21 protein-coding genes are annotated in these 21,084 nt (G+C 39.8%); 10 read left to right on the top strand and 11 right to left on the bottom strand.

The window, feature by feature from the left end:
• Positions 1 to 672 (top strand): arginine ABC transporter permease ArtQ, encoded by a 672-nt coding sequence (artQ, locus tag ASU1_RS11350; RefSeq protein ID WP_015674486.1) that lies wholly within the window; start codon positions 1 to 3, stop codon positions 670 to 672.
• Entirely contained in the window at positions 672 to 1,355 is a 684-nt protein-coding gene (gene artM, locus ASU1_RS11355) for an arginine ABC transporter permease ArtM (protein ID WP_015674487.1), read from the top strand. The genes artQ and artM overlap by 1 nt, the downstream gene beginning before the upstream one ends.
• Before the next feature lie 130 nt (positions 1,356 to 1,485).
• On the opposite strand, the gene tehB is transcribed toward artM, so the two are convergent.
• The 4 genes from tehB to rsmD form a co-directional block, all read right to left on the bottom strand.
• On the bottom strand, positions 1,486 to 2,358 hold the full coding sequence (gene tehB / locus ASU1_RS11360; RefSeq protein ID WP_015674488.1) for an SAM-dependent methyltransferase TehB: 873 nt from the start codon (positions 2,356 to 2,358) through the stop codon (positions 1,486 to 1,488).
• 127 nt (positions 2,359 to 2,485) lie between these two features.
• The gene (gene hpaC / locus ASU1_RS11365) at positions 2,486 to 2,998 is read right to left on the bottom strand and encodes a 4-hydroxyphenylacetate 3-monooxygenase, reductase component (RefSeq protein ID WP_015674489.1); all 513 of its coding nucleotides are present in this window, start codon (positions 2,996 to 2,998) and stop codon (positions 2,486 to 2,488) included.
• A gap of 15 nt (positions 2,999 to 3,013) precedes the next feature.
• Positions 3,014 to 3,325, bottom strand: coding sequence for an HI1450 family dsDNA-mimic protein (locus tag ASU1_RS11370; protein ID WP_005598462.1), 312 nt, complete (start codon positions 3,323 to 3,325; stop codon positions 3,014 to 3,016).
• Positions 3,326 to 3,389: 64 nt separating this feature from the next.
• A complete protein-coding gene (gene rsmD, locus ASU1_RS11375; RefSeq protein WP_015674490.1) occupies positions 3,390 to 3,983 on the bottom strand; it encodes a 16S rRNA (guanine(966)-N(2))-methyltransferase RsmD in 594 nt (197 codons plus the stop codon).
• Positions 3,984 to 4,060: 77 nt separating this feature from the next.
• Between rsmD and ftsY the strand changes: the two genes are divergently transcribed.
• From ftsY to ftsX, 3 genes are all read left to right on the top strand, one after another.
• Positions 4,061 to 5,788, top strand: coding sequence for a signal recognition particle-docking protein FtsY (gene ftsY / locus ASU1_RS11380; RefSeq protein WP_039195651.1), 1,728 nt, complete (start codon positions 4,061 to 4,063; stop codon positions 5,786 to 5,788).
• 100 nt (positions 5,789 to 5,888) lie between these two features.
• Positions 5,889 to 6,542 carry a cell division ATP-binding protein FtsE gene (gene ftsE, locus ASU1_RS11385; protein WP_015674492.1) on the top strand — a complete coding sequence of 218 codons (654 nt, stop codon included), beginning with the start codon at positions 5,889 to 5,891 and terminating at the stop codon, positions 6,540 to 6,542.
• Positions 6,543 to 6,551: 9 nt separating this feature from the next.
• On the top strand, positions 6,552 to 7,490 hold the full coding sequence (gene ftsX / locus ASU1_RS11390) for a permease-like cell division protein FtsX (protein WP_015674493.1): 939 nt from the start codon (positions 6,552 to 6,554) through the stop codon (positions 7,488 to 7,490).
• Positions 7,491 to 7,549: 59 nt separating this feature from the next.
• Here the strand turns inward: ftsX and ASU1_RS11920 are convergent, their stop codons facing one another.
• The 4 genes from ASU1_RS11920 to ASU1_RS11410 all read right to left on the bottom strand — a co-directional run bounded on the left by ASU1_RS11920 (position 7,550) and on the right by ASU1_RS11410 (position 13,123).
• On the bottom strand, positions 7,550 to 9,016 hold the full coding sequence (locus tag ASU1_RS11920) for an autotransporter outer membrane beta-barrel domain-containing protein (RefSeq protein WP_158319030.1): 1,467 nt from the start codon (positions 9,014 to 9,016) through the stop codon (positions 7,550 to 7,552).
• Position 9,017: 1 nt separating this feature from the next.
• Positions 9,018 to 10,541: a hypothetical protein gene (locus ASU1_RS11400; RefSeq protein ID WP_015674496.1), complete on the bottom strand. Its 1,524-nt coding sequence runs from the start codon at positions 10,539 to 10,541 to the stop codon at positions 9,018 to 9,020.
• 203 nt (positions 10,542 to 10,744) lie between these two features.
• Positions 10,745 to 12,208, bottom strand: coding sequence for a surface lipoprotein assembly modifier (locus ASU1_RS11405; protein WP_015674497.1), 1,464 nt, complete (start codon positions 12,206 to 12,208; stop codon positions 10,745 to 10,747).
• Positions 12,209 to 12,313: 105 nt separating this feature from the next.
• Complete coding sequence (locus ASU1_RS11410; RefSeq protein ID WP_015674498.1) at positions 12,314 to 13,123, bottom strand: Cof-type HAD-IIB family hydrolase; 810 nt, start codon at positions 13,121 to 13,123, stop codon at positions 12,314 to 12,316.
• Positions 13,124 to 13,252: 129 nt separating this feature from the next.
• Here ASU1_RS11410 and ASU1_RS11415 point away from each other — a divergent pair, with 129 nt between their 5' ends.
• Entirely contained in the window at positions 13,253 to 13,930 is a 678-nt protein-coding gene (locus tag ASU1_RS11415; protein WP_005624668.1) for an amidophosphoribosyltransferase, read from the top strand.
• Positions 13,931 to 14,006: 76 nt separating this feature from the next.
• Here ASU1_RS11415 and ASU1_RS11420 read toward each other — a convergent pair whose 3' ends face one another.
• Both ASU1_RS11420 and rsmC read right to left on the bottom strand, forming a co-directional pair.
• Complete coding sequence (locus tag ASU1_RS11420; protein ID WP_015674499.1) at positions 14,007 to 14,897, bottom strand: LysR family transcriptional regulator; 891 nt, start codon at positions 14,895 to 14,897, stop codon at positions 14,007 to 14,009.
• A gap of 449 nt (positions 14,898 to 15,346) precedes the next feature.
• On the bottom strand, positions 15,347 to 16,336 hold the full coding sequence (gene rsmC / locus ASU1_RS11425; RefSeq protein WP_015674500.1) for a 16S rRNA (guanine(1207)-N(2))-methyltransferase RsmC: 990 nt from the start codon (positions 16,334 to 16,336) through the stop codon (positions 15,347 to 15,349).
• A gap of 104 nt (positions 16,337 to 16,440) precedes the next feature.
• Between rsmC and ASU1_RS11430 the strand changes: the two genes are divergently transcribed.
• From ASU1_RS11430 to pdxH, 4 genes are all read left to right on the top strand, one after another.
• The gene (locus tag ASU1_RS11430; protein ID WP_015674501.1) at positions 16,441 to 16,863 is read left to right on the top strand and encodes a DNA polymerase III subunit psi; all 423 of its coding nucleotides are present in this window, start codon (positions 16,441 to 16,443) and stop codon (positions 16,861 to 16,863) included.
• Complete coding sequence (gene rimI, locus ASU1_RS11435) at positions 16,856 to 17,293, top strand: ribosomal protein S18-alanine N-acetyltransferase (protein WP_015674502.1); 438 nt, start codon at positions 16,856 to 16,858, stop codon at positions 17,291 to 17,293. The genes ASU1_RS11430 and rimI overlap by 8 nt, the downstream gene beginning before the upstream one ends.
• A 23-nt stretch (positions 17,294 to 17,316) precedes the next feature.
• Positions 17,317 to 18,654, top strand: coding sequence for an ATP-dependent RNA helicase SrmB (gene srmB / locus ASU1_RS11440; protein ID WP_015674503.1), 1,338 nt, complete (start codon positions 17,317 to 17,319; stop codon positions 18,652 to 18,654).
• Positions 18,655 to 18,729: 75 nt separating this feature from the next.
• The gene (pdxH, locus tag ASU1_RS11445) at positions 18,730 to 19,359 is read left to right on the top strand and encodes a pyridoxamine 5'-phosphate oxidase (RefSeq protein ID WP_015674504.1); all 630 of its coding nucleotides are present in this window, start codon (positions 18,730 to 18,732) and stop codon (positions 19,357 to 19,359) included.
• Between the two features lie 70 nt (positions 19,360 to 19,429).
• On the opposite strand, the gene ASU1_RS11450 is transcribed toward pdxH, so the two are convergent.
• Positions 19,430 to 21,067: an ABC transporter substrate-binding protein gene (locus ASU1_RS11450; RefSeq protein ID WP_015674505.1), complete on the bottom strand. Its 1,638-nt coding sequence runs from the start codon at positions 21,065 to 21,067 to the stop codon at positions 19,430 to 19,432.
• Positions 21,068 to 21,084: the final 17 nt, after the last annotated feature.

Here is a 21,084-nt window from a genome sequence, read left to right on the forward strand (position 1 = left end):
ATGTTTTCAGAATATCTTCCGCTTATTTATAGTGCAACCCTAATGACCTTAGGGTTAGCACTCGCCTCTCTGGTAGTCGGCTTATTACTTTCAATGCTGTTTGTGGTACTTGAGACCAATAAACAGCCTTGTATTAGTAAACCGACTTCTGTTTTTCTAGCATTATTGCGTGGTTTACCTGAGATTTTAGTAGTTTTACTGATTTTCTTCGGTTCTACCGAATTGCTTGAGAAAATTACCGGTGAATATATTGAATTTAGCGCATTTAATTGCGGGGTATTAGCGCTTTCGTTAATTTTTTCCGCTTATGCTTCGCAATCGTTGCGTGGTGCGATTCAAGCCGTACCAAACGGACAATGGGAAAGTGGTGCAGCTCTTGGGTTAAGCCGTGCGCATACGTTTTTAAAAATTATTATGCCGCAGGTTTGGCGTCATGCTTTACCGGGTTTAAGTAACCAATGGTTAGTATTGTTAAAAGATACGGCTTTGATCTCTTTGATTGGCGTGGATGATTTAATGCGTCAAACCGATTTAATTAATACCAATGAACATCAGCCTTTCACATGGTACGGTTTAGCGGCATTAATTTATTTAGCGATTACTTTAATTAGCCAAGTAATTATTGCCAGACTTGAAAAACGTTTCACACGCTTTGAAAGAGGGGGTAAATAATGTTTCAAGATTATTTAGCCGTCATAGCGCAAGGAATTCCGACCAGTTTAAGTTTAACCGCCGTATCGTTGCTGATTGCCTTTGTGTTAGCAGTGGTTTTTACTTTCTTGCTATCAATGGAAAACAAGCTGATTAAAGCGGCGGTAAACGGTTATTTGATGCTATTTACCGGTACACCGTTGTTGGTACAGTTCTTTTTGATTTATCACGGACCGGGGCAGTTCCAATGGATTGTCGATAGCTTTGCATGGCAATTTTTATCGGATGCGTGGTTTTGTGCGGCGTTAGCGTTGGCATTAAATAGCGCGGCATACTCAACCCAATTATTCCACGGGGCGGTAAAGGCAATTCCGAAAGGGCAATGGGAAACTTGTGCAGCACTTGGTTTAAGCCGTTTAGATACTTTGAAAATCTTAATTCCATACGCATTACGCCGTGCGTTACCGTCGTATAGCAATGAGATTATCTTAGTGTTTAAAGGTACATCGTTAGCTTCGACTATCACGCTATTGGATATTATGGGCTATGCCCGCCAGTTATACGGTACGGAATACGATGCGATTACTATTTACGGTATTGCCGGAGCGATTTACTTAGTAATTACCGGTATTATGACGATTCTGTTACGTAGAGTAGAGGCGAAAGTGCTGGCATTTGAACGTCCGGCAACGGATAAAGCGTAAATTTTTGCGATGGTGCTCGTCTTTGACGAGTACCTTTATTTTTATATACGAACAAGCGGTCTGATTTTGAGAGAAATTTGCAAATTTCCCGTTAAATCAGACCGCTTGTTTTTAGGATAAAATGGATAAATTACGCAACTTTCTTAGCTAACATGGTCGCGAAACGCATTTTAATGCGGTTACCGTTCGCATCGGTTTTATGCAATTCACCCAAATCTTCGTTGTACTTCACTAATTCCCAATCTTGATAATAGTTCGCTAACTCTCGCTCGCCGAAGGTAAATGAGAACGGCATCGGACACGGATATTCTTCAGTACTCATCGCACACACAATTAAGTTATAACCGCCGACTTTGGTGTTTTTTTGCATATTTTCAATAATTGCCGGAATGCGTTCACGGTTTAAGAACATCATTACAACTGTCGAAACAATCAGATCATATTCACCGTTTTGATTACCAATTGTCGCTTGGTTAATATCATAAATACCCGTTTCGATATTGCTCAGATTCTCTTTCTCAATCATATAATTTAAGAATTCGATACTCTCAGCATTATGATCTACCGCTGTCACATCAAACCCTAGTAAATTCAGATAGAGTGAATTGCGTCCTCGTCCACAACCTAAATCCAACGCTTTACCGGCTTTCACATAATTAACCGCATTTAACACTTCGGAGTGTGTAGTGGTCAGGTTATATTTTTTCGCATAGTAATCTTTTGCTTCACAATAGAATGCGAGCTGACATTCCAAATCATCAGAAAGCGCTTCAACTTTATGCCAAAGTTGGGGTTCAACAAACGGAGGCAGATTTTCAGGGGTAAAAGTCAGGCTATTAACTTCTTCACCTTGTTCAGTCAATTCATAAAATTTTAATTCGCCTTTAAGAATGGTTAATTTTGCCCAAGTCCCTTGTTTAGTGTTATGTTTTTCTTGAAACATTTGTGGCAGGCTGTCTTTGGTCCAAACCGGCATTTGTTTGTAGCAAATTAAGTTTTGCATGATTGATCCTCTCTAACAAAATAAGATAATGTTGAATTTTACTCCTCTGATTTCTCTAGGCAATAAAAAAAACCGACTAAAATAGTCGGTCATATCAAAAATACCTAAGATTTATTAGATCACTTTTTTAAATTTCGACGCCTTTAAATTGGCGACCGAAATAGACTAAACCGGTATTTGGGGTGACATCAATATGTTTCAGCTCCACCATAAAAATCGTATGTGTGCCAACCGAATGGGTGTTAACAATATCACCTTGTAAAGACGAGATTGAACCGCGTAACACCGGTTGTCTGTCAATCCCTTCGTCCCAAATATCCCAAGCAAAGCGTTCTTCCATACTGCTATTTAGCATACACGCAAAATGCTTCGCCATTTCTTCTTGTTCATGACTTAATACGTTGATGCACACTTTACCGTTTTGCTTGATGATATCGTGTACGGAGCTGTTTTGATTAATACAGAAAAGTAATGTCGGTGGCGTATCGGTAACCGAGCAAACCGATGATACAGTAATGCCTATTTTACCTGCCGCGCCGTTGGTCGTTACAATACTGACCGCAGCGGATAAATGCGCCATGGCATTACGAAATTGTTGTGAAAATTCAGGTACCTTTTGAGGTTTTGGAATACAAGACATAAATCTCCTTTTAAATTACTCCTTCCAGATAACGTGATATTCTCGGTTATCCGCATCATGAGAAATCAAGAAGCGTGCGAATACATCGTCCATTTCATCTTTATCATTTACTAAGCCAACCCAGACTTCGGCAAATGCGTCAGGGTCAATCAGAGTGCCGATTTCTTGATCCCAATTTTCCGAGGTTTCGACCATTTCAACGGCGCCACGCTCTTCAAATTGTAAATTGAATAATAAAATATCCGCAGGATCTAAATTCTCACCCGCCATTTCAAGGAAAATATCATAAGCGAGGTCAATCGCTTCATCTGGAGTTAATTTGTTCATAATTTGTTTCTTTTATGTAAAAAATAGCGACCTAATTTGCCAATAAAGGTTAAAAAAGTCAAATTTATAGACATTGGATCAAGCGACTTATTACTTGTCCGGCGGTTTTTTCTTTAATAATTTGCCAATTGTTTGGTAATTCAAGCGGCGGATGGTTCTTTTCCGTTTCCACATAAATCAGCGCATTGTCGGCAAGCCATTGGTTTTCAGCCAATAATGTTAGCACCTTCGGCACAAAGCCGTGATTAAAAGGCGGATCGACAAATACCACTTGAAACCCCTGATCAGGATTTTTTTGGGCTAAATATTGCAGCGTATCGGTATTAATCACTGTACCATTGATGGTTTTAAGTGAGGTTAAATTGTTTTTCAGTAGATTTGCCGCATTTGCAAATTTTTCAAGAAAAACAACCGCTTGTGCTTGGCGAGAGAGTGCTTCGATACCAAGTGAACCACTGCCCGCAAAACAATCTAAACAGCGGCTGCCCGCCACATCATTCATCAACCAATTAAACAGAGTTTCTTTCACCCGGTCGGTAGTCGGGCGTAAACCTTCCGCATTTAATACCGGCAGCTTTCGCCCTCGCCATAGCCCAGCAATGACACGCACTTCGCCGGTCGGTTTATTTTGTAAAGTGGAATTACGATTTTTTTTCATACTAACTAAAGGAAAAGTAAGGATTATTTGATAAACTACACAAGTTTAGTCCATTTTAAAGGAAAAGTGAGAAAAATATGGCAGAAAAGAAAAAAGGTTTTTGGTCTTGGCTAGGTTTTGGCAAAAAAGATGAGCCGAAACAAGACGATGTTCCGGCGGAACAAAATGTTGAATCTACAGCAGAAACGCTAGAACAAAAAGTCGAGCAAGCAGAACAAAAAGCCGAGCAGCTACAAGAGACAGTAGAACAAAAATTAGAAGATCTTGAAGATAAAATTGAAGATAAGTTTGAGCAAATTACCTCGCAGCCGGAAATCAAACAATTTGTTGATTCAGTTGAGCAAAAAGCGGAACAGGTTGAGGATTTTGTTGAGCGCATTGAAGATGCGATTGAGCAAAAGTTTGAACAAATCGAAGAATTCGTTGAACAAAAATCAGAGCAAATTGAGCAATTTGTTGAGGATAAAGTCGAAGAAGCCAAAAGCTTTTTGCATGAGACAGCGGAAAAGATAGAGCAATCTTTTGAGCAAGAAAAAGAACAATCCGTTTCAATTATTGATACGGCTAAGGCCGAAATTCCGCCAACAGATGTTACCCAAAACATTGAGCAAGAGGTTGAAGAAACCTCGGTACAAGCGGTCGAATTTGGTGAAAATCTTGCAAATGAAACGACAACTGAGCCAGAGCCGGTAAATCATCATCAGCAAATCGAAGAACGTGTTGAAAAAGTTGTAGAAGCGGAGCTTGCTGGCGAAGTTAAAACAAAATCGGATGCGGAAGAAAACTTTGAAGAGCTGGAAGAATTAGTTGAGCTTGAGGCAGAAAAAGCAGAACACGAGCAAGCGGCACAAAAGGCGGATGATTACCAAGAAAAACCAAGTGAAGGTGGCTTTTTCAGCCGCTTGTTAAAAGGGCTCGTTAAAACGAAACAAAGCATCGGTTCCGGTTTCCGTAATTTCTTTAGCGGCAAAAAAATCGATGACGATTTATTTGAAGAACTGGAAGAGCAGTTATTGGTCGCCGATTTGGGCATGCCGACCACAACTAAGATTATTAACAGCCTTACGCAACACGCAACTAAACAGCAGTTAAAAGATGCGGATTTACTTTATCAGCAACTTAAAGTTGAGTTGGGCGAAGTATTAAAACCAGTTAGCCAACCGCTTGAAATCGATACAAGTAAGAAGCCTTATGTAATTTTAATGGTTGGCGTGAACGGGGTGGGTAAAACTACCACTATCGGTAAATTAGCTCGCAAATTCCAAGCGGAAGGTAAATCTGTAATGCTTGCCGCCGGTGATACTTTCCGTGCCGCTGCCGTAGAACAGTTACAAGTTTGGGGTGAACGTAACAATATTCCGGTGGTCGCACAATCTACCGGTTCGGACTCTGCTTCGGTGATTTTTGATGCGATGCAATCAGCGGCGTCAAAAGGGATTGATATCTTAATCGCAGATACTGCTGGTCGTTTGCAGAATAAAAACAACTTAATGGATGAGCTGAAAAAAATCGTACGTGTGATGAAAAAATATGATGAAAGCGCACCGCACGAAATTATGCTTACCTTAGATGCCGGTACAGGACAAAATGCAATTAGCCAAGCGAAGTTATTTAACGAAGCGGTCGGTTTAACCGGTATTACCTTAACTAAATTAGACGGTACGGCAAAAGGTGGTGTGATCTTTGCGATTGCCGACCAATTTAACATTCCGATTCGCTTTATCGGGGTCGGTGAAAAAATTGAAGATCTCCGCCCATTTAATGCGGAAGAATTTATCGAAGCATTATTTGAACACGAAGAATAACAACAATTATTACGCGCAGGCGGAGAAAGAGATTTTTGCAAAAAATAAGCAAAATTAGACCGCTCTTTCTGGAATGTCGTGATAGAAAAAGGTAAACACAATGATTAAATTCACAAATGTAAGTAAAGCCTATAAAGGTGGCAAGCCGGCATTACAAGGTATTAATTTCCATTTGCCGGTTGGCGGTATGGCGTATTTAACCGGCCATTCCGGTGCCGGTAAAAGTACCTTGCTTAAGCTGATTATGGGCATTGAGCGTGCAAATGGTGGGCAAGTGATGTTTAACGGACACGATATTACACGTCTTGAAGCACACGAATTGCCGTTTTTACGCCGCCAAATCGGTATGGTTCACCAAGATTACCGTTTACTTACCGATCGTACCATTCTGGATAATGTCGCTTTGCCGTTGATTATTCAAGGTATGAATCAGCAAATTGTTGAGCGTGAAGCGCGTATCGCTTTAGAACGTGTCGGCTTGGCAAATAAAGCCAATTATTTACCGCTACACCTTTCAGGCGGTGAACAACAACGTGTGGATATTGCCCGTGCGATTGTACATCGTCCGATTTTATTATTAGCTGATGAGCCGACCGGTAACTTAGACGAAAAATTATCGTTTGAGATTTTCCGCTTATTTGAAGAATTTAATCAATCCGGCACAACAGTATTGGTCGCAACTCACGATACCAATATTATTTCAAAACGCCCGAAACCATGCTTAGTATTAGAGCAAGGTCATCTTAGAAATTAAGGAAACAATATGGCTCGTTCATTTAATACCAGCTTTGGTGCGCAAACACGTTATACCTTACGTTCTGTATGGCAAGATCTCCTAAAACGTAAGTTTGGAACTTTTTTAACCGTATTAGTGATTGCGGTATCACTCACTATTCCGACCGTAAGTTATTTACTTTGGAAAAATACTCATCAGGCAGCGACAGAGTTTTATCCGGAACCGGAGCTCACGATTTATTTGCATAAAAATCTTGCTGAACATGATGTGAATGCCGTGGTAGAACGTATTCGCCACTTTGATGCGGATAAAATTGAATCGTTGAACTATATTTCTCGTCAGCAAAGTTTAGATGAATTTCGTTCATGGTCTGGCTTTGGTGAAGCTTTAGATATTATTGATGATAATCCGCTACCGGCGGTAGTTACCCTCAAACCGAAAAAGCAGTTTACCGCTAATGATGCGATGCTTGAATTACGTAATGGTTTACAGGCGATTAAAGGTGTGCAAGAGGTTCGTCTAGATAACGGTTGGTTAGAAAAATTAACCGCTTTAACTTGGCTGATTGCTCGAATTGCAATGGTTTGTACGGTGTTGATGCTAATTGCGGTATTTTTAGTGGTGGGAAATGCGGTGCGTACTGATGTCGCAAATAGCAAAGCTTCAATTGAAGTGCAGCAATTATTAGGTGCAACGGATCACTTTATTGCTCGCCCGTTCCTTTATACCGGTATGATTTATGGCTTTTTCGGCAGTTTGCTTGCTATTGTGTTTAGTGCGGTTTTAATCAGTTACTTTACCGGTGTAGTGAAATATGTCACTGATATGTTCACGGTTAAATTTGAGTTAAACGGCCTGGATTTTAGTGAAATGTTCTTCCTGATTGTGGCGTGTATCTTTATCGGTTGGTTATCAGCAAAAATTGCGACTAATCGTCATATACACCGAATCGGTTCTCGCTATTAAGCTAATTTAAGGCAATAAAAAACGGATATTCAGTGATGAATATCCGTTTTTTTATATGGTTAGAATTGGTAGTTCAGATTTAATTTTGCGACATTTTGCTTCGCCACTTTTGAACCGTCAGTAACACCGGCTGAAAGGCTGAGTTTGAGATTTTGATATCCCATTTCCACACCTGCCGCTAAATGTTGACGATTGCCTGTTTCTAAGCTGAATTCGTGATCCGCCACTTTAATTTTTGCATCGCCGTTATGTACCCAATACTCTGCGGAGATTAACGGTTTAATATTAAAGTGAGTGCCAAGAGCAAACTTATAACCTAGCTCAAGTCCTGCAAAATAGCTGACAAAATCGACCGCTTGTTCTTGCACATTTAGTCCGTCCAATTGGTAATTGGCGTGTCCTAAATGATTATAGCGAATACCTGTTTTCGCGGTGGTTTCAAGCTGATTCCAAGTTAGTTCCTGTCCTAAAGTTAAGCCGGTTTGTATAAGTTTACGGCTAAAGCTATCGGTTTGGTTTGCCGATTTTAGCTTATTTTTAATTCGTCCCGCACCTAGATCCAATGCAGCAAATGTACCGTTATTTGTTTGATATTTCACAAATGCGGAAGCAACTTGCAAATGATGTTTACCGCTGTTATAAGCAAAATCATTGCTATTACGCACATCGGTTAAGATAGCGCCAACTTGCGTATTGGCATTTACTAAACCACTTACACCTAACTGAGAACGGAAGCTATCCGTTTCATAATGTTGCGGTGCATTACGATAAGCAGAGCTATTCGTAACCGTGTTATTAGACCATACACGGAACTGATTACCATCGGTTGGGAATTTTTCAATCACTTGCTGAGCAATATCCATATTCACATCCGCAATACTATTTAATTGCGCTGCTGCGTTTGATTCGACTAAATTCGAAATTAGCTGAACTTTTTGCTGTTGTTGTAACAACATTTCTGCTCGACGCAGTGCGGCAATTAATGCTTCAGTATCGACCTCAGGTTTTTCGGCAGTAAGGCTTGCGAGTGTTTGCTGTACAACCGGTTCTACTACAGGTTTTGCTTCTGCAGTAACGCTTGTCCCTTTTTGAGTAGTTTCCGGAACATCCGCAGTCGGCTTTTCTGCTTCGGTAACACTTGCTCCTTTTTCAGTAATTAAAGGTACATCAGCTACTGGTTTTTCCGCTTCAGCAACACTTGACCCTTTTTCAGTAATTAAAGGTACATCAGCCGTTGGTTTTTCCGCTTCGGTAACACTTGACCCTTTTTCAGTAATTAAAGGTACATCAGCTACCGGTTTTTCCGCTTCAGCAACACTTGACCCTTTTTCAGTAATCAAAGACATATCAGCCGTTGGTTTTTCCGCTTCGGTAACACTTGCTCCTTTTTCAGTAATCAAAGGTACATCAGCCGTTGGTTTTTCCGCTTCGGTAACACTTGCTCCTTTTTCAGTAATCAAAGGTACATCAGCCGTTGGTTTTTCCGCTTCAACAACACTTGACCCTTTTTCAGTAATCAAAGGCACATCAGCCGTTGGTTTTTCCGCTTCGGTAACAGCTGAACCTTTGGGTAATTAAAGGCACATCAGCCATTGGTTTTTCCGCTTCGGTAACACTTGACCCTTTTTCAGTAATCAAAGGCACATCAGCCGTTGGTTTTTCCGCTTCGGTAACACTTGACCCTTTTTCAGTAATCAAAGGTACATCAGCTACCGGTTTTTCTGCTTCAGTAACAGCTGAACCTTTTTGGGTAATTAAAGGTGTATCAGCTATAGGTTTTTCTTCGACCTGAACACTATCTCCTTTTTCTGTTACTACAGTTGGCGGTGTAACTGGTAGAATAGGTTGAGCCGGCGGAGTAACGGTAACTGGCGGTGGAGTCACCGTATCCAACGGGGCAGTTTTAAACGAGTTACCGTCTTTTACAATATTTAGATCACTTGCTTGTGAAGCCGTCACGGTTAAACCGTCTGCATTACCTTGTACATTAACATAGGTTTCATCTGGATCTAACCAGCCCCTAATATCTAGGTTAATATTTCCAGCGGTACTGGCAAGATCAATGCTGCCCGAGTCTACATTAGCAATTAAGGTACCGCCACTACCGCTAAGATGTTGTATTGAAATTGGGAAGTTTGTATTTTCGGTATTTAGCTTTGTGCCATTTTCAAGTGATAAATTTTCAACTTCCAAATCACTTACCGCAAGATCTGTACCTTGAGTAAGCTTTAAATTCTTCACACCACTGATTGCGGTTGAACGGTGTGTATTAACCCCTTTTAATTCGAGTGTACTATTCGTATTGTTGCCAATATATCCGCCTACTTTATCTGTTTCACTGATTACTGTGACCTCACCGGTCACATTATTTGGTGAGTCTAAGCCGAAATATACTCCTTGCAAGACTTCGGAATGGCTATCAAGCGTAATTTTGGTATTACTTTGTTTTGAACTCGAATTTAGATTACCTGCAAGAATATTTTTAACAATCGTATTTTTAAGTACGAGTTCTGCTTTTCCAGCGTCTTTTGTCGCACCCATACCGCTACCCATAACAATATTTGGGCGGCTTAATTTATTCGCATTAGTACCCATTTGAGTATCTACATTATCGAGTTCTAATCGGTTACCGTTTACAAATATATATTGGGTGATTTCTTGTTGGTTTGCCGCATTTAGATCAAGCGTTAACCCCTGAGAAGGTAAGAAACTCAGTTTGGTATTTCGAATAACCGTATCTCCGGTAATATCTAATGGAGAACCTCGAACAGTGAGGATATGATTAGCTCCATCGATCGTAACGTTACCAATTTCCCATGGTATTTCCTGTCTATTTTGATTTACTTTGGGTAATAAAGTGAAGTCATTCGTAAGGCGAATGGTGAGGTTAGTGGCTGATTTTGCTTGAGCTAATGCACGTTCAAAATCACTTTGTGAAGAGACTTCCACTACACTGGTTTGAGCGTAAGCAATAGGGCTAATCGTTGTTGTTATTATGGTTGGGATGCTACATAAAATAGCAATCGCAACACGATTTTTAGTAAATTTCATATAAACTATATCCTTAGGTGAAAACCAATATAGTTTATAGTATATTTTGACTTTTCTTGGTATTTTGTTGCAAGATTTTACATATCTTTATCATTTGTGAAATGTTAGTTAAGTGTAAGTTCTTTTTGCAGATTTTTTGTAAAAAAAGACCGCTTACCTTTATTTGGTAAGCGGTTTAGTTTGATTGATGATGTATAAGTTATCTAGAAACGTTTGCTAAACTCCACAAAAGCACGGTGTTTATCGTAGCTATAGAATACGTGATTACTTTTTACTTTATTAAAGCTATACGTCAGGCGAGGCGTAATCCCCCAATAATGTACGGCACGATGCCATAGACTTAATGATGCACCGTATTCTTTATTACGTTGTGTAATACCAAAGATTGGCATTGGCGCTTTGTAATTTTTTTGTGCATAGTTAACACTTAATCGTGTTGATAGTCCGAGTGGCCATTCTTGTCCCCAACCAAGCACAATTCCGCGACGGACATAACTATCGTCTTTATCTCGAGTTGCTGTTCTATTATAGTTGATATTGCTAAACCAATATTGTTTTGCATTCGCAAGGTAGGTTAAGCCGCTAGAGACGAAATGGTAATTGCCGTTTAAATGTTTGCGATCCATATAACGTTGTTCGGCATATTCATAGCTGGATTCCCATTGCCATTTAGGTGAGATCCAATAACTTGTTTCTAACGTTGCACCACTTGCTTTAGAAAAGCGTTTTAAACTTTCACTGCTGTTTGAGCCACCGGCATAAAGTGTTTGCTCCATAAAAGGAAGGAGTGCCATGGTAAAGCGAGCGGTTTGATAGCCTAAACCAAGGCTTCCTCTTGCACTTACTTCATTATATTTTTTATTATTCCAATAATATTTTCCGTTACTGCTTAGACGAAATTCATTATAGAAATTATTTCCCCAAGACCATTTTTTACCGGCATAGAAATTAAAGCCGATCCCTTGTGCAGATTCTGATTTAGGTGCGCTCCATTGTCCGTAAGTTGTGCCGGATTTCGGTGCATTATTAATGTTAGGATCGTTTAAATAGGTGAAGCCACCGGAGAATGTCCAACGATCTTTATTTGCAATTGCGGTAATGTACTGATCAATCAAACCTTTGATTTGGGAAGGTGGATTTTCGGATCGTATTTTTTGAAATTGATCTTCGGCCGCTTCCAATTCATTATTCTCAAAGAGTGCCATTGCAAGTTGTAAACGGACTAAGCCTAAACCAGAATGTTCGGCTAATATTTCACGATATTTTGTAATTGCACTATTATAGTTACCTCTGTAGCGAGCTAAAATAGCTTCAGACCACTTAAGCATAATTGGATCTTGGTATTGTGTTGGCAGCTTACTATAAAATGGATAAAGAAAGCTGACTGAATCAGAGTTAGATTGCTGTAATGCCAAAATAAGCGCGTTTGAAATTAAATCTGGGCGCTTAGAAAATTCCTCTTTGCTCATACTTAGACGCTTTTTTTGCTGAATCGCAAGTTGAGGCATTGGGTGACTGGCAGGTTTTTGGATACGAGATTCAATCGCTACTTCCGTTTGGCTGCGTAAATCGTTTAAATGTTCAGAAATTTGTTGCTCTGTCGTATTAGCAAATGCTGAATATGCCGTAGATACGGCAAGTGTAGGAATGAGTAGATTTAATTTCATTTTATGGTTTTTAGTAAAGAATGTAAATTTTAATTATATATGAGAATTATTCTTATTAAAACGACTTTTACATAAAAAAGCTATCCTATCGGATAGCTTTTTTAATTAAAGGATCTTAAATTCTTTTAATGCATGGAGTATGCCATCTTCCTCGATATGTTTCGTGATATAGTCAGCATGCTGTTTTAATTCTTGTTCTGCATTTCCCATTGCTACGCTAAAACCGACAGTATCAAACATTTCAATATCATTAAACCCATCTCCAAATGCCATCGTATTTTCGATATTTAAACCAAAATGGCGGATAACATCTTCGATACCACGGGCTTTAGAATTTTCGATACGTAGAATATCAACCGCATTTGAATTCCAGCGTACGGCTTTAAGTTCATCTAGCAGCAGGCCTGACGCACGAATTTCTTCATCACGACTTTCCGGATAAAACGCAAGCATCTGTACCGCAGTGCTTTTTAAATAGAATTTCGGGTCAACCACATAATCTGCTTTGATTGGTGCGGTCGCCGCTCGCACGATAGGATTTTCTTCCGACACCGCAATCTCTTCCGGTGTGACAAATGCATAAGCAATACCTAATGCATTAAGTTTTTCAATACAACGCTCAATTTGCTCAATAGTTAAACCATATTGACTAATCATTTGATCTTTATAGAAATTATACTGACCGTTAATCGTAACAAATAGCTCAAAGCCATGTTTGCCCATTAATGGTTTTAAGGCTTGAGGAAAACCACCAAAATTACGTCCAGTCGCAATAGCTGGGATAATACCTTTTTCTTTTAGTTTAGGTAGGACTTGTTGAGTGATTGAATCTGGAATATAAGCTTTTGATTTTACATAGAGTGTTTCATCAATATCAAAAAAGATGACTTTAATTGGCTGACTTGGTTTGGTCATTCGTTAGTTTGTCCTTAATAAAAAGCGAGTTATTAAGTAAAGATTTTACTCTTTTTTCGATCTATATCGCAAAAAATCTCCGATTTTTCTGATGAAAGTTTGATACAACCAAACTAAAAAGGAGTAAGTATGAATTATTGGGGATTTAGATGTATTCATTGCCGTAAACCATTAGCAATAGCGCAGCATACTATTTGTAGTAGCTGTTATCGAAAAATAGAAAAAAGCTGCTATTGTGGATGCTGTGGTGCGTTATTGCCAGAAAATCAGTTATATTGCGGTAATTGTTTACGTAATGAGCCAAAATGGCATCGTATCGTACAGATTGCATATTATAAGCCACCGCTTTCCGATTGGATTCATCGGTTTAAGTTTCAGGATCAATTTTGGTTGGATCAAGGTCTTGCTAGATTGTTGCTATTAGCGATAAAGCAAGCGCAAAGAACACATCAATTAGAATTGCCGGAGGTAATTTTCCCGGTACCACTTTTTTGGCACAGAGAATGGCAGAGGGGTTTTAATCAAGCGCAGCTGCTGGCGGAACATTTATCAAATTGGCTAAATATTCCTTTAGATAATGTTAGTTTAAAACGAGTACGAGCGACATATTCTCAACGACAACTTACAGCCTATGAACGGAAGCGCAATTTAAAAGGCGCATTTCGTTATACGCCAAATCGAGCATATCACCGTGTTGCGATTATTGATGATGTGGTGACAACCGGCTCAACGTTAAATGCAATTTGTGCCGAGTTACTTAAGCAGGGTGTACAGCACATTCAAGTTTGGACATTGGCTCGAGCTTAATTTAGCTTTAACAAGCGGTCATTTTTACAGATTTTTTGCAAAAATAACCGCTTGTATGGATTTGTATATGAAGGAATTAGGTTAAATTTTTAAAATAATCGATGATTAATTGGCTTGCCACTCGTACTTTTTCAGACTGAATACGCTGCGGCGTAACTAAATATAGTGGTGTTTTTGGTAATTTCCAATCTGAACAAAGTGAGATTAATTCGCCGGATTCAAGCTGATCTCGAATATATTTAATCGGGAGTTTAGTAATACCTAATCCATTTAACAGTAAACCTTTTGCCGCATTAAGTGAATTGCAAGTAATACGATAATAGGGCATAAATGTTGCGGTATCTCGTCCTCGGCTTAGCAGTATTGGGGATTTTTTCTTTTCTTTATCCGGATAACTAATCCAGTCCAACTTCTCTAGTTCGGATAAATTTTTGGGCAATCCATGGCGCTTAATATAGTCGTGATGCGCCACAATTGCCCATTCAAAATTATGTAGATGACGAGCGACAGTGCGGTCATCTGTGATATTGCCCGAACGTAGCAAAATATCAAATTTCTGCTCCGAAATATCAACAGGAGTATCTTCAAAGGTAAGATTCAAACGAATTTCTGGATGATTATCGAGAATATTCTTAAACGTTCTGATTAAAAAACTATCAATTAGACCACTTACAGAAGCGATTTTTAATTCACCGACAGGTTCTGAGCGAAGCGCTTCAATGCTGCGAACCGCATTTTCTGCGCTGTGTTGAATATGTGCAATATGCTGATAAAAAATGTTCCCCGCATCAGTTAAAGATAGCTTTCGTGTTGTTCTATTTAACAGTTTGATTTTTAACTGATTTTCTAACTTTTTAATCGTTTGCGTTACCGCGGAGGGTGTCATGGACAACTTCTCAGCGGCCGCTTGCATCGCACCTTGCTCAACGACTGTTACAAAGACCAGCATTGCTTTGTAATCATACATACAAAATCCTTTTATTAAGTTGTGCTTAATAGTGTATTAAGTAAAATGGGGTTGTTAAGGCATTTTAAATCATTACAATTAATTTGAAATTTTTACTATTTCATTATTTTTAGCAATGACATATATGAACTAGTTATGCCTTAGAGTTATGATGAGATTCTACGGCTTTTTAGTGTCTTTGCTTAGCGAACTTTTGTATAAAAATAGAAAATTTTCTATTTCAAATGTAAAGCGTTTGTTGAATTAATGAAATAGGGAAAATTTCTGTTATCTCCATTATGAATGAGTATTATTTGTAATAAATGAATAATACATTGGAGTAATAAGCATAGTGATCAACCGCACTAAACAATTTTGATAGTGATTTACGAATTATTATTAGAAGTATTTTGTGACTGGTTTTTTTTCAAAGACGGCTGAAAAGGATTTTCTGGCCGTCTTTTTTCGCTTTAAGCTTTAGCGGAATACACTTTAAATTTATTGGATTTGGCAATCACTTTATGTGAACCGAAAGCTTTATCCAATAAATCCGGATAAGGTAAGAAAGCATTCGCTACAATACGCAGTTCTCCACCACGATTTAAACGATTTTTCGCTTGTGCAATTAAATCTTCTACTGCTCGATAAGCGGTATCAATCCCATCGTGAAACGGCGGGTTTGATACGATCAAATCAAAACGTTCCTCAATATGCGAAAACACATCGCTTGCCACTACAGTTCCTTCCAAAGCATTTTCTGCCAATGTACGACGAGATGATTCAAGTGCCATTGCATGAATATCGGACATAGTTAATTTAATCTTTTCAAATTGCTGTTTTAGGCTTGCCCCAATCACACCGGCTCCGCAGCCAAGATCCAGTATTTTTCCTTTTAAGCGGTCTGCCTTATTAAAACTCGAAAGTAATAATTGCGTGCCACCATCTAATTCTGCCGAACTGAATACAGCCGGTAAAGCAAAAATGGTTAGATTTGGTAACTGGTAAGATTTCCAGAATTTTTTACTGTTAAATTCAGGCATACTTTGCAACTCAAAATGATATAAACCGCAGCGACGAGCGGAATCAATTTTGGCGATATTGCCGTAAGGCTCAAGTAATTTTTCTACCGAACGCACACCGGCACGGTTTTCACCGATAATCAACATTTCTTGTCCTACATCGGCTTGCGAAAGCCATTGTAGTAATTGATATTGACATTCTTGCTTATTTTTAGTCCAGTAAAAGACGGCTAATTCGGCTTTAATTTCGCAATCTAAACCGAAGCTCACATCGGCATATTGGCGTGCATAATCGAAATAACTGCTAAAAACGGCAACGCTTTTTGCATTCGCTTTTATTTGATCGGCAAAGCGATCTCGAACATCACCAAAAAGTAAAATGGATTTATTGGCAAATAACGGTAAATGACGAGTTAATACTTCACTTTCAAGAGAGAGCATAAATATCCTTTTATTTCTGAATATTACGGAGCGTAATCATAAAAACATTTCCGCATTTTACCGACTTTTGGTACTATTCCCTACTTGTTTTTGCGAGGTATGAGATGAATCGGCGAGATTTGCTATTAAATGAGATGAATATTCCTCAATGGATGCTAACAAAACCGCAAGTATTAAAGGGCGATGCGCAAATTCGCTTGGATAAAGCGGTGAAACTGGTTGTGGTATGTGAAGAGAATCATCAAGCTAGCGGTCTGTTTTCGGATATTTTACGCACCTTGCAGCTGCAGCCAAACCAATATCAATGGTTGGATGCGGAACAAGCCCAGCGTTTAGCTTTTGAACATCAGCCTATTTTTTGGTTAATCCAAGCAGAATCACAAGCGGTTGAAATTGCAAAAAAATTTGCAAATCAGACCGCTTGGCAACATAGCTCGTGGCAAGATTTAACTAATGTCACAACTAAACGCCAACTTTGGCGACAAATGGCGGCATTTTGTCAGCATTTTGGGGATAATCATGATTGAAGTAGTGAATGAATCGGATTTTGACCGCTTGTTTGAAATTGAACAAGCCGCACACCTCGTACCTTGGAGCAAAGGCACGTTACTCAATAATCAAGGTGATAAATATTTAAATCTCAAGCTGACCGAACAAAATCAAATCGTGGCTTTTGCTATTTGCCAAACCGTATTGGATGAAGCAACCTTATTTAATATTGCGGTTGACCCTCGTTTCCAAGCAAAAGGTTACGGCAAACGTTTATTATCCGCCTTAATTGAAAGACTGCGTGAACAAGGTATCTTAACGCTTTGGTTGGAAGTACGAGAATCCAATCTCGCCGCACAAAAATTATATGACGTACTCGGTTTTAATGAAGTCACTATTCGTAAAAATTATTATCCGACACCGAGTGGCGCAAGAGAAAATGCCGTTGTGATGGCATTGTATTTATAAAATAATTAGGAACATTAAACATAATGACCACAGAAACCCCATTAATGACCTTTGAGGAATTAGATTTAGCCCCTCAACTGTTAAAAGCATTGAATAAAAAAGGTTATAAACGCCCGACCGCCGTACAAGCGGAAACCATTCCGCACGCGCTTGACGGACGTGATTTACTTGGCTCAGCACCAACCGGCACCGGTAAAACCGCTGCATTTCTATTGCCAGCGATTCAACATTTATTAGATTACCCACGCCGTAAACCGGGTGCACCACGTATTTTAATTTTAACGCCGACTCGTGAACTTGCGATGCAAGTGGCGGAAGAAGCACAAGCTTTTGCTGAATTTACCAAACTTAGTATTGCAACGATTACCGGCGGTGTGGCGTATCAAAACCACGGCGAAGTGTTTAACAGCAACCAAGATATCGTGGTCGCGACACCGGGACGTTTAATGCAATATATCAAAGAAGAAAATTTTGACTGCCGTGCGGTAGAGATTTTGATCTTTGATGAAGCAGACCGTATGTTACAAATGGGGTTTGGGCAAGATGCGGAAAAAATTGCAGCGGAAACCCGTTGGCGTAAACATACGTGGTTATTCTCAGCAACGTTGGAAGGTGAGCTATTAGTGGATTTTACCGATCGAATTTTGGATAACCCGTTAAAAATTGATGCGGAACCAAGCCGCCGTGAGCGTAAAAAAATCCAACAATGGTATTACCATGCGGATAACTTAGAACACAAAACCAAATTGCTTGCTCGTTTAATTTCTACGATGGAAATGGAGAAAGCGATTGTTTTTGTGCGCCGTCGTGAAGATGTGCGTGAGTTAAGCGATACGTTACGTAAACGTGGTTTACGTTCGACTTATTTAGAAGGCGATATGGCACAAACCCAACGTAACCAAGCGATCGCCCGTTTAAAAGACGGTGTAGTTAATGTGTTGGTTGCGACGGATGTTGCTGCACGTGGTATTGATATTGATGATGTTGATTATGTGATTAACTTCGACTTACCGTACAGTGCAGATACCTATTTGCACCGTATCGGTCGTACCGCTCGTGCCGGTAAAAAAGGCTCGGCAATCTCATTGGTGGAAGCGCACGATTACAAACTATTAGGTAAAATCAAGCGTTATACCGAGGAATTGTTAAAACCGAGAGTGATTGAAGGTTTAGAACCTCGTACCAAAGCGCCGAAAGACGGTGAGTTGAACACTACGACCAAAAAAGAAAAAGCACGTATTAAAAAACGCAAAGAAGCGAAAAAAGAAGCGGCAAAAGCCAAAGTAAAAGTGCGTCATAAAGACACCAAAAATATTGGTAAACGTCGTAAACCGGCTTCAGAAGCGACAAAATCTGAGTAATACAAGCGGTTAAATTTTTGCAAAATTTTGCGGAAATTTGACCGCTTTTGCTTTCTAGTTTGTAGAGAGGAAGAAATGGATCTACACAACATCCGAGAAGATTATAGTAAACAAGAATTGTCCCAAGCGCATTGCCATGCGGATCCGATTCAACAATTCGAACAATGGCTACAAGAAGCGATTAGCGCCAAAGTGAACGAGCCGACAGCAATGAATGTGGCGACTGTGTTAGACGGAAAACCGACCAGTCGTATTGTGCTATTAAAAGAAGTGAATCCAAATGGCTTTGTATTTTTTACCAACTATCAAAGTCGTAAAGGGCAAGAGATTGAGCAAAATCCTTATGTTGCGTTAACTTTTTTCTGGGCGGAGTTAGAACGTTCGGTACGCATTGAAGGACGGATTGAGAAAATTTCAGCTGAGGAATCGGATCGCTATTTTGCCAGCCGTCCTTATACCAGCCGAGTTGGTGCTTGGGCGAGTAATCAGAGTCAAGTGTTAGCCAGTAAAAGCGAGTTGGTGGCAAAAGCGGCATTGATTGCGGCAAAACACCCGTTACACGTACCTCGTCCACCGCATTGGGGCGGTTATATCGTTTTACCGGAACGTATTGAATTTTGGCAGGGCAGACCAAGTCGTTTGCACGACCGGATTTGTTATCGCATTGTTGAAGGAAAGTGGCTGAAAGAACGGTTATCGCCATAAGCTAGATACAAAAAAATGGTGGGATTTCCCACCATTTTTTATTGATTTGCACCATTAACTGAAAAGATTTTTAGTCAGCAAGTTTTGTACCGTACAAATAAGTGTAACCGAACGGGCTTTGTTTATAGTCCTGTACACGTTTGCTAGTCGGTGCAAAGTTAATCGAGTGTGCAACGTTAATCCACGGGGCTTGTTCTCTTAACAATACTTGTGCCTGTTCGTAGAGTTTAGTACGTTCCGCTTTATCCGATAAACCGAGCGCTTTGTCTAATAACGCATCTAACTCAGGGCTGTTAAAACGAGCATAGTTACTGTTGCCAACATTTGCTGAACCGAATAATGGCGATAAGAAGTTATCCGGATCACCGTTATCGCCGGACCAGCCGTAAGTACCGGCAGTTAATTCACCCGCTTTTGAGCGTTTAATATAATCGCCCCATTCATAGGTCACTAATTTGGCTTTTACACCAATTTTTGCCCAGTCCGCCTGAATGATTTCAGACATACGGCGTGGATTCGGATTTGAGGCACGAACCACCGGCTGTACCCAAAGTTCGGTTTCGAAACCGTTCGGATAGCCTGCTTCTGCGAGTAATTGTTTCGCTTTTTCGATATTGAATTCCGATTCTGCTAAGCTGTCGTTGTAGCCCCAAATGGTTGGCGGTAATGGATTTTTCGCCGCAATACCGGCACCTTGATAAACCACATCAATAATTGCTTTTTTATCGACCGCAAGATTTAACGCTTGGCGTACTTTCACATTATCAAACGGTGCTTTTTCGGTGTTAAATGCCACATAAGCGATATTTAAGCCCGGTTGTGAAAGTAATTGCACTTTCGGATCGGTTTTCATTTTTTCAATATCGGTCGCATTCGGGAAGTCGATTAAATCGCACTGACCTGCTTGTAATTTTGCATAACGAGCGGTTGCATCCGGTACAATTTCAAAAATTAAGCGGTCAAAATCTGCTTTGCCATTCCAATAATCTTTGTGTGCCACATAGCGGCTTGCCTGATCTAACACGTAGCCGGTAAAGGCGAACGGGCCGGTACCAATCGGGGTAGTGTCGATGGTTTCTGGTTTACCTGCTTTTAACATCGCATCCGCATATTCTGCAGAATAGATCGAAGTGAAATCCATACCTAAACTTGATACGAAGGTTGCATCACGTTTGGTTAAGGTAAATTTAACCGTATGATCATCCACTTTCTCTACCGATTTTAATAAAGTCGGGAATTTCATCGCTTTAAAGTACGGATAAGTCGCTTTTGATACCGTATGGTAAGGATGATTTGGGTCTAATTGACGGTTAAATGAAAATACCACATCATCTGCATTAAAATCACGGCTTGGGGTAAATTCTTTGTTTGAGTGGAATTTTACCCCTTTGCGTAAGTGGAAAGTGTAAGTTAAGCCGTCTTCTGATACATCCCAAGATTCGGCTAATGCCGGCTCAATCTCAGTTGAACCGCGTTTAAATTCAACTAAACGGTTATAAACTTGTTGAGAACTCGCATTGTACGAAATACCGTCCATTGCTAGTGCCGGACTGAAATATTGCGGCGAACGGCTAACGCAGTTCACGAAAGTCTTTTCGGCAGCCGGTTTTGCTGCGGTCTTAGCATCAGTGTTTTTATCGTCACAAGCGGTTAAGGCAAGTGCTACTAATACACCTGCACTTACTTTAGTTAAAGTCGCTAATTTCATAAGTGCTTCTCCAAGTA

It is taken from the genome of Actinobacillus suis ATCC 33415 (assembly GCF_000739435.1).
Taxonomy (GTDB): Bacteria; Pseudomonadota; Gammaproteobacteria; order Enterobacterales; family Pasteurellaceae; genus Actinobacillus; species Actinobacillus suis.